This is a genomic window from Mesorhizobium sp. M7A.F.Ca.US.010.02.1.1, from assembly GCF_004023085.1.
Taxonomy (GTDB): domain Bacteria; phylum Pseudomonadota; class Alphaproteobacteria; order Rhizobiales; family Rhizobiaceae; genus Mesorhizobium.
Map to the genome: position 1 here is coordinate 1 of NZ_RZRV01000150.1, position 400 is coordinate 400.

At 59.2% G+C, this 400-nt stretch carries 1 pseudogene; it reads right to left on the reverse strand.

From position 1 onward, the window contains the following. Window positions 1-303: 303 nt before the first annotated feature. Window positions 304-400 (reverse strand): annotated as a pseudogene (locus EOA19_RS36335) (thiol-disulfide oxidoreductase); the annotation flags it as partial.

The following is a 400-nucleotide window of genomic DNA, read 5'->3' on the forward strand; positions in this document are numbered from 1 at the left end:
CGCCCGGCCCGCCGCGGCCGCCGCCCCTCATGCCGTGGCCAAATGGGCCGAAGCCGCCGCCACGGCCGCCGAACTTGCCGGCCATATGCATGAAAACGCGCTCGGCGCGCTCCCCGAAATGATGATGTCTGTGCATTGTCTGCTCCTTGAGTTATGTCTTACGATATATCTTAATTAGGCGTGTGAGACGATTGAATCAAGATATATCTTACGATGTAACTTAATTCCGCGCCGCAGGATTGAAGGCGCGCATTTGCGGCCCGGAGTCAGTTCCGGCCTTTCGATGAAGGATGTCTGTGCCGGCTACCAGCGACCCTTGCGCCGGTTCCAGGCATAGAGAAGATCGGCGAAGCGATCATAGGCATAGCGCGTCAACGGCAGCGCGACGCGGTTGCCGAAC